Origin of the sequence: Arthrobacter sp. TB 26, assembly GCF_000427315.1 — a bacterium.
In the GTDB taxonomy this organism is placed as follows: domain Bacteria; phylum Actinomycetota; class Actinomycetes; order Actinomycetales; family Micrococcaceae; genus Arthrobacter.
Genome location: NZ_AUPJ01000239.1, coordinates 1 through 8,292 on the forward strand (window position 1 = coordinate 1; position 8,292 = coordinate 8,292).

An 8,292-nucleotide genomic window follows, 5' to 3' on the forward strand; every position below is an offset into this window, starting at 1 on the left:
CGGCCGCCACGAACGCCAGGGTGGCGAGCACCACGCCCAGCAGGATCCGGGTCAGCAGGGCGGTCCGGGTGATGCCGAGCAGGTTCACGCCGGTCAGGACCACGACGGCGGCCACTGCCAGCGGCGTCGCGAATTCCGGCGCCGCATAATGGCCGAACGTCAACGCCATCGCCGCGCAGGACGCGGTCTTGCCGGTCACGAAACCCCAGCCCGCGATGAAGCCGGGCCACTCGCCCAGCCGGTTCCGCCCGTAGACATAGGTGCCGCCGCTGGAGGGGTACTTGGCGGCCAGTTGGGCCGAGGCCACCGCGTTGCAGTACGCGATCACGCCGGCCAGGGCCACTGCCACGGCCAGCAGGGGACCGGCCAGGGCGGCAGCCGGTGCGAATACCACAAACACGCCGGCGCCCAGCATGGAGCCAAGCCCGATCGCGGTCGAATCGAGCACGCCCAGGCGGCGCTGCAGCTGCCGCGGTGTGCGCTGGTCAGGGGACGGCTCGCTCTGGGGGCGGCTTGCCATGGCGGGAGGGGCCTTTCCAACGGGTAAACTCGAACGGGATCGTTCCTGTAGCGATCCTATTGAACATGAGTTCTGCTTTCCCTCTGTCTTCTTCAGAAAGGCGTGCTGTGCTGCGCACACATGACCTCGGATCCCTTCGCTCCGAGCACATTGGACAAACCGTAACCCTCGCCGGCTGGGTCGGCCGGCGTCGTGACCACGGTGGTGTCGCCTTCGTTGACCTGCGCGACGCCTCGGGCGTGTCCCAGGTGGTCGTCCGTGAAGAGGAAATCTTCCACGGGCTGCGCAACGAGTACGTGCTGCAGGTTACCGGCACCGTCTCCCGGCGCCCGGAGGGCAACGAGAACCCCGCGCTGGCCACCGGCGAGATCGAGGTCATGGCCGAGACGGTCACCATCCTCAACACCTCGGAGCCGCTGCCGTTCCAGATCGACGAGCACGTCGAGGTCGGCGAGGAAGCCCGCCTCAAGCACCGCTACCTGGACCTGCGCCGCCCCGGCCCCGCCCGCAACATGCGCCTGCGCTCCGAGGCCAACCGCGTGGCCCGCGAACTGCTCCACCAGGACGGCTACGTCGAGATCGAAACCCCCACGCTGACGCGCTCGACGCCGGAAGGCGCCCGCGACTTCGTGGTCCCGGCACGCCTGGCGCCGGGTTCCTGGTACGCGCTGCCGCAGTCACCGCAGCTGTTCAAGCAGCTCCTGCAGGTCGGCGGCTTCGAGAAGTACTACCAGATCGCCCGCTGCTACCGCGATGAGGACTTCCGTGCGGACCGCCAGCCGGAGTTCACCCAGCTCGACATCGAAGCCAGCTTCGTTGAGCAGGACGACATCATCCGGCTGGGCGAAAGCATCGTCAAGGCACTGTGGAAGCTCATCGATGTCGAAATCCCGACGCCGATCCAGCGCATCACCTACCACGACGCCATGGCCCGCTACGGTTCGGACAAGCCGGATCTGCGCTTCGGGCTGGAACTCACCGAGCTCACCGAGTTCTTCAAGGACACCAACTTCGGCGTCTTCAAGGCACCCTACGTCGGCGCCGTCGTGATGCCGGGCGGCGCCTCCCAGGCCCGCCGCGCCCTTGACGCCTGGCAGGAATGGGCCAAGCAGCGCGGCGCCAAGGGCCTGGCCTACGTTCTCTTCAAGGAAGACGGCGAACTCGCCGGCCCCGTGGCCAAGAACCTGACGGACGCCGAGCGCGCCGGCCTGGCCGGGGCCGTCGGCGCCAAGCCTGGTGACTGCATCTTCTTCGCCGCCGGTGAGAAGACGCCGTCCCGTGCCCTGCTCGGTGCCGCCCGCGTGGAGATCGGCCACCGCACCGGACTCATCAACCCGAGCGACTGGGCCTTCTGCTGGGTGGTGGACGCACCGATGTTCGAACCCGCCGCGGCCGCCGTCGCGTCCGGCGACGTCGCCGTCGGTGCCGGCCAGTGGACGGCCGTGCACCACGCGTTCACCTCGCCCAAGCCCGAGTTCATGGACAGCTTCGACAAGGATCCCGAATCCGCGCTGTCCTACGCCTACGACATTGTCTGCAACGGCAACGAAATCGGCGGCGGCTCCATCCGTATCCACCAGAGCGACGTCCAGGAACGGGTCTTCGAGCTGATGGGCCTGGACAAGGCCGATGCCCAGACCAAGTTCGGCTTCCTGCTCGAGGGCTTCAAGTTCGGCGCGCCTCCCCACGGCGGCATTGCGTTCGGCTGGGACCGCGTGGTCGCGCTGCTTGCCGGCGTCGAGTCCATCCGCGACGTCATCGCGTTCCCGAAGTCCGGCGGCGGCTTCGACCCGCTGACCCAGGCGCCCGCTCCCATCACGGCGCAGCAGCGCAAGGAAGCCGGCGTCGACTTCAAGCCGGAAGCCAAGAAGGCTGACGGCACCAAGTAGCCTGACGTGCTTGGCGGCAACGGCTCTCCGGGAAACCGGGGAGCCGTTGCTGTCGCTGCTGCTGTGCCGGAAGTACCCGCGGGAAGGGCTGGGCGGCGTGCCGGACGGAAGGGACCCCAATGGAACACGAATCGATGACCGGGCTTGAGGCGCTGATGGACGCCGCATGGCCTGCCGCCGAACGGGAGGAGTCCGGCGGCTGGGTCCTCCGCGCCGCCTCAGGCGTGACGCAGCGGGCCAACTCGGTCTGGCCCCGGGAGCCCGGCGTCGACGCCCACGCACAGCCCGCCGCGCTCCGGCAGGCACGCCTCTGGTACCGCAACCGCCGGCTGCCGCTGATCTTCCAGGTCTTCGAGGACGCGCGCTATGAGCCGCTCAACGCGGTGCTGGACGCGGAAGGTTTCACCCGGCAGTCCGAAACCCTGGTGCTGGTCCGGGAAGGTGGAACTGATTCGCCGGCGGCTGACCCCGGCGTCGAAATCTCCGCCGGGCCCTCCGGGGAGTGGCTGCGGCTGTGGTGGAGCGTGGACGGCCGCGGCGACGACGCTGCCCTCGCCGTCGCCCGCGGGATCCTCGAACGCTGCCCCTCGCTGTACGCCCTCGTGCGGGACGACGACGGCGTACCGGCCGCCGTCGGACGCCTCGCAGTCCCGCCGAACGGGGGAGGAGGCCTGGGCGGGCTGTACTGCATGGCCACACGCCCGGACGCCCGGCGGCGCGGCTATGCCACCCGGATCCTGCGGGGCCTGCTGCAGGAGGGTGAGGCCCGGGGCCTCGGCAGCTACTGGCTGCTCGTGATGGCCTCCAATGCAGGGGCCCGGGAACTCTACGCCCGTGCCGGTTTCCAGGCGGCGGGCCGGTACCTTTACCGGCAGGAACGTCCGAAGCGGCACCTGACGGGCTGCTGAAACGGCGTATATCCCTTGGGTCATCACCCACGGCTGCCCGCCATCGTTGGCGCGGACGCTGCCCATGCGTCCACGGGAGGTCTTGCCTGACGGACTTACCCCGCCTACTCTGGCCAAGGGAATGGCCCGGGCAACCAAAGTTGGGGGCAGGCCAACGGCATGCGCGTCATGCCGATTCCGCTAAGGCTGGCTCCATAGTCTCAATAGTGGAGCCAGCTGCCGTGTTCTGGATAGTTGGCAGGCGTTGGCAGCAGTTGTCCTGGTGTGCCCAGCGTCAGGCAGCAGAGCGGACGAATATTCCGCCGAGGAACCATCCCGGGCTCCGGTGCCGGGCGGCCTGGACCTGGCAGTCATGAGTGTTCGTCGCCTGCCGACCGTTGCGCACCACGAAATTCTCGGCCGCGCCGCAGGCGTCGCACGTCAGCGTCAGATAGTGGTCAGGCACCGGCATTCCCTTGGAACGGGAAATGGTACAGATTGAAACCCATTGGTCCCCTTGGCTCGGAATGAAGCTACTGGCCTAGCGTAGTCGGCATATCTGGGCACGCTTAGCGTCCACCTAGGCCTGTTAGGGTGGGCGGCGGTGCCGGGCCCGCGTGTCCCCCATGATTCGGGCCCGGCAGCACCAACAGCACCACGAGAGGCTCTGATGATGCGCTGGGAAACCTACGACGTCCGCAACAGCAAGAACACCGGGATGGGCAGCTTCAGCAGCAAGGAAGCAGCTGAATCACAGATCGAGCGATGGAAGATCCGGGACCGCCGCGGCGGCCNCCGGCCGGACATCCGCGGCCTGATGCCATACCTGGCTGCCCGTCCCGTCGAACAGCCCCAGGTCTAGGTCGACCGCCCAGGGAGACAAGATCAGCTGCACCGCCCGCCTGCCGCCCCGGGCGAATCGGGGTGGCAGACGCCGTTGGGAATGGGTCTCCTTCGGGTCTTGGCGGTTCAGGGAAGCTGCGTTGCGGGCCGGGCCTGCTGCCCGGCGGCTGTCTCCGCGGCCAGCAGTTCCCGGCGCCGGGCAGTTCCGGCAAGGTAGGGGCCGACCAATTCCTCGATCGGGGTCTTGAACGTCTCGCGGGAGAAGTACACCGAGACGGCCGCAACCAGCATGCAGACCGTGGCGAAGACAGCCACGGGAACCCAGCCGGTGACGCCCGGGGCCAGGGGCACGCCGGCGATCATCGGGCCGAAACCGGCCAGGACGAGTCCCAGCTGGTTTCCCATCGCCATGCCTGGACCGGCATTGCCGTTCCTGTCTTCGGCCCGGACGGTGCGGTCGCGGCCGCACTCAACGCCATAGTTTCCCGGGGCGAAGCGGCCGTGCCCTCCACGGTGCCGGCCCTGCTGACCGCCGCCCACGGGATTGCCCGGGCCCTCAAAGCCTCGGGTATGGATGCCTTACGATGACGTAGCCGAGGCGGGGGCGCTAGCCGGACAGCGGCCCCGACAGCCATTCTTCAGCCTCCTGCTGCGACCGAAGCCGCACAACGATGAGGTGCGGGTATTCATGGATGAGACGGGGCACCGCAGCCTTGTAGTTCTTCCTGGATCTAATGGCCCAGCGCACGATGTGCTCACGATCGGTGAGGAACGTCCAAAGAGGTGCTTCGATGTTGCCGTTCCACAGCTCTTCCCGGCTCTGCCGCCGGCCGATGGTGCGCCGGAGGAGGCGGGGAAGCGTGACGCTCACAAAGGGAAGGTCGAGCCACACCAACGTATCTGCGGTCTCCGCGAGAAGCGGCCGCGCGGCGTCGTACTGCCATTCGGTGGTCCACGAGTCGGCCAGGACCAAGGAGCGCACGCCGGCGAGAAACTCCGGTCGCGGCCTCCACTCGGGCCCGTGGAAGAGCGCGTCAATCTCTGTGTGCGGACCTCCCGTTATGGCGGCGATTCGGCAGGCGAGGGTCGTCTTCCCCACCCCTGACACCCCTGCCACGAGCACCCGTTTCGGGGAATGTGGAAGCGGGTCGCTATGAGAGTGCATGAGTCGAGCTTAGGCGGGCCGGGTCCGGGATGCGCCGGCGAGGTCCCGTCCCGTCAAGTCCGGATCGATATAGTTGCGGCATGCCCGAACTGATCGAACCCACCGGACGGCTGCAGGCAGCTTGGCTGGACGCGCATGCCGAGTGGGGTCCCGGCGTCCATGAGGACGGTTTCGGGCTGTTGCCGACCGACGACGTCGACTCGCCGGCCGGGTTTGCGGCCTGGGTGGAGCGGCTGGCGGGGGAGTCGGGGCGCTGCACCCACTTCTGGATCATCGAGGGCGGCCGGGTGCTCGGCGGGATCGCACTGCGTCACGAGGGAAACGACCTTGTGCCGTGGGCCGGACACGTCGGCTATGGCATCCGGCCATCCATGCGCCGGCGCGGACTGGCGACCTGGGCTCTCGGCCGCATGGTCCGCGAGGCGCGGGTACTTGGCATGGAGCGCATGCTGGTTGTCTGCGGGGCTGAAAACGAAGCTTCTGCGAAAACTATCGAGCGCCATGGCGGCATCCTCGAAGATGACGACGGACGCGGCGCTGTGCTGCGTTACTGGATCAACACCCGCGTGGCGGACGACTGAGCGACGTGCCACGTCATACGGCCAAAAGTGTGGCTTTCAGTGTGGGCGTTGAAAGCGTTCCCACGCTGACTGCCTGGTCATACCCAGTGATGAGCCGATGCGTGCCCAGCTGATTTTTCTTTCTCTCGCGATGCCCACCCAGGCACTCAGACGCTCTTCGACCTGCGAGGCGACTGTGGCAATTTCCGGCAGGTGCGCGAGGACTTCATCATCAGTAATCCTCTCCCAGGGAGCCGCTGCCGGTGCTCCGTCGGCGCTGTGGAAAAGCTCCACGGCAGCTGCGGCACAGGCCTGGCAGATGGCCACGCCGGGTCCTGCCACCATCCGGCGCGAGGTGCCAGCCGGTCCCGCGCAGAAGCTGCACATCAAGGGGCCAGCCAAGGGCAGTTCTGGTTCCACAACACTCTCCTTCCGAGGAAAGGATAACGGTGTCCAGCATACTTGACGCGTCAGGTATTGCCTGACAGGTTGTCAGGCATGACCTTACAGATCAAAAACGACGCCGGACGCCGGCTTCCGGCCGCAGAGTCCCTGATGCGGCTGATTGCTTTCCGGAAGCTGTGGCTGGCCAGCGCGTTCGAGGGGGGCGGCGACGAGGCAAGCCGCGCGGTGATCCCGATCCTTGCGGTCTCAATGCTCGGTGCCGGCCCGCTGGAGGTGGGAATCTTTAACGCGCTGGGCATGAGCGCATTCCTTATCCTGGGCCTGCCGATTGGCGTCTGGGTGGACCGGCTCCGTCGACGCCCCCTGATGATCACGGCTGACGTGTTCCGCGCATTGGTCGTCCTGAGTATTCCGACGGCGTTCTTAGCCGGTGCAATGTCGATCGGGCATCTGCTCGTTTGCGTGGCGTTGATCAGCGTCGCCGATGTTGTCTTCACCACCGCACATGGTGCGTTCGTCCCGTCGGTGGTGGGCCGGGATCGGATCAGCGATGCCCATGCCCGGCTGCAGTCGGCTGCCAGCGCAGTCGCCGTCGGCTCCCCGTCCCTGACCGGGGCCCTCCTTAGTGCCACCGCCGCACCGTTTGCGCTGGTGACTGCGGGAATCTCCTACATGCTGTCCGCACTGGCCCTTAGGAGCATCAAGGTCATTGAAGACGTCAAGCCACCCCGGGAGCACGGGCGATTCTGCGAAGCGGCCCGGGCCGGTTTGTCCTTCACCATTCGCCACCCGGTGCTCCGGAGTCTTTTCCTCTCCGGAATGCTTCTTAACGCTGCCACCATGTTCGGCAGCGCTGCCACGGCGGTTTACGCCCTCAACGTTCTGGGACTTAGCCCCGCTGTCTTCGCACTACTCGGCACCTTCGCAGCCCTGGGCGGTCTTTCGGCCTCTTTCGCAGCACCTGCCCTGCTGAAACGGCTCGGCATTGGCAAGACCAGGATTCTCGGCGGCATCGCCTGCGTCCCGGCCGTCGCGCTGACACCCCTTGCCCCGGCTCTACCATTGTTCCCGGCCCTTTGGCTCGGGGTCTCCGCGTTCGGGTGGGCCTTCCTGGTTGTGGTCATGTCGGTGGCAGGAGCGGGAATCATCCCGCGGATTGCACCCCTGGGCAGCCTTGGCACTGTCATGGCCAGCAGCAGGCTCTTCGTCCTCGGAATCATGCCTGTCGCCAGCCTGGCCGGGGGCGCCGTGGCCACCTGGACAGGTGTCCAGCCAGTGCTCTGGATCTGGGCCCTGCTCGCCGGCGCCTCCGCCATCCCTATCGCACTCTCGCCTATGCGGACCTGGACAAAATTTCCCGCAGGCTCCGAAAATGCGAGCCTGTGATTCGAGCGGCTACGGACCGTGGCGTGGGCCGGGAAGACTATGTAAATTCTTTCCGTCGTTGGTCGGTGCGGGCGTCACCCCGCGTCACCCCAAATTGTCGGAGCCTCGTGATCTGATGGGAGTATGGAAAACAGCGCAGCGTGGAGCGCGGAGGGCAGGGAAGCGGTGGAGGCCGTCGCCGCTTCTGTTGCTGCGCTGGCTGCATTCGCCGCTGCCGGTGCGGACCTCGCTGGGCCATCCGACGCCTTGTCCGGCGTCGGCCCGGTGCCGGGCGCTGATCCGTTGCGGGATCTGGCGGATGCCTGTCTCGATGGTCTGGCCGAGGTCGCCCGGCTGGAGGCCCGGACCGCGGCGTTGAAGGCGCGGCTGGCCGTGGACTACGTGCAGGCGGCCGAGGCGTTGGCTGCCCCGGCGGTGTCCGCGCAGGAACGCACCGCCCAGGAGATGGCGGTGATCTCCGAGGTCGCCTGCGTCCTGACCGTCAGTGAACGGGCCGCCGGAGCCCTGTTGTCCGAATGCCAGGCCCTCACGACAGCGCTGCCGCTGACCCTGGGGGCACTGCAGTCCGGGACGATCTCCTGGCAGCACGCCCGCATCATGGTGGACGAAACGGCGAACCTGGATCCGGCTGGCGCGG

9 protein-coding genes and 1 pseudogene are annotated in these 8,292 nt (G+C 67.4%); 5 read left to right on the forward strand and 5 right to left on the reverse strand.

The window, feature by feature from the left end:
* Positions 1-520, reverse strand: a 520-nt coding sequence (locus K789_RS0108540) for an APC family permease (protein ID WP_024366393.1), incomplete at its 3' end; no start/stop codon positions are given.
* Between the two features lie 107 nt (positions 521-627).
* On the opposite strand from K789_RS0108540, the gene aspS reads away from it, so the two are divergent.
* Together aspS and K789_RS0108550 are read left to right on the forward strand one after the other, a co-directional pair.
* A complete protein-coding gene (aspS, locus tag K789_RS0108545; protein WP_024366394.1) occupies positions 628-2,409 on the forward strand; it encodes an aspartate--tRNA ligase in 1,782 nt (593 codons plus the stop codon).
* A 119-nt stretch (positions 2,410-2,528) separates the two neighbouring features.
* Positions 2,529-3,317 carry a GNAT family N-acetyltransferase gene (locus tag K789_RS0108550; protein ID WP_024366395.1) on the forward strand — a complete coding sequence of 263 codons (789 nt, stop codon included), beginning with the start codon at positions 2,529-2,531 and terminating at the stop codon, positions 3,315-3,317.
* A 274-nt stretch (positions 3,318-3,591) separates the two neighbouring features.
* Here K789_RS0108550 and K789_RS25405 read toward each other — a convergent pair whose 3' ends face one another.
* The 3 genes from K789_RS25405 to K789_RS0108565 all read right to left on the reverse strand — a co-directional run bounded on the left by K789_RS25405 (position 3,592) and on the right by K789_RS0108565 (position 5,112).
* Positions 3,592-3,762 (reverse strand): hypothetical protein, encoded by a 171-nt coding sequence (locus tag K789_RS25405; protein ID WP_157835679.1) that lies wholly within the window; start codon positions 3,760-3,762, stop codon positions 3,592-3,594.
* A 503-nt stretch (positions 3,763-4,265) separates the two neighbouring features.
* Positions 4,266-4,679 carry a hypothetical protein gene (locus K789_RS0108560; RefSeq protein ID WP_024366397.1) on the reverse strand — a complete coding sequence of 138 codons (414 nt, stop codon included), beginning with the start codon at positions 4,677-4,679 and terminating at the stop codon, positions 4,266-4,268.
* Between the two features lie 67 nt (positions 4,680-4,746).
* Positions 4,747-5,112, reverse strand: coding sequence for a hypothetical protein (locus tag K789_RS0108565; RefSeq protein WP_306376513.1), 366 nt, complete (start codon positions 5,110-5,112; stop codon positions 4,747-4,749).
* Positions 5,113-5,384: 272 nt separating this feature from the next.
* Here K789_RS0108565 and K789_RS0108570 point away from each other — a divergent pair, with 272 nt between their 5' ends.
* The gene (locus K789_RS0108570; RefSeq protein WP_024366399.1) at positions 5,385-5,885 is read left to right on the forward strand and encodes a GNAT family N-acetyltransferase; all 501 of its coding nucleotides are present in this window, start codon (positions 5,385-5,387) and stop codon (positions 5,883-5,885) included.
* A gap of 36 nt (positions 5,886-5,921) precedes the next feature.
* Here K789_RS0108570 and K789_RS24510 read toward each other — a convergent pair whose 3' ends face one another.
* Positions 5,922-6,284: a ClpX C4-type zinc finger protein gene (locus tag K789_RS24510; RefSeq protein WP_202805070.1), complete on the reverse strand. Its 363-nt coding sequence runs from the start codon at positions 6,282-6,284 to the stop codon at positions 5,922-5,924.
* A gap of 78 nt (positions 6,285-6,362) precedes the next feature.
* Between K789_RS24510 and K789_RS0108575 the strand changes: the two genes are divergently transcribed.
* Together K789_RS0108575 and K789_RS0108580 are read left to right on the forward strand one after the other, a co-directional pair.
* Positions 6,363-7,655: an MFS transporter gene (locus tag K789_RS0108575; protein WP_024366400.1), complete on the forward strand. Its 1,293-nt coding sequence runs from the start codon at positions 6,363-6,365 to the stop codon at positions 7,653-7,655.
* 123 nt (positions 7,656-7,778) lie between these two features.
* Positions 7,779-8,292: pseudogene (locus tag K789_RS0108580) on the forward strand (endonuclease); the annotation flags it as partial.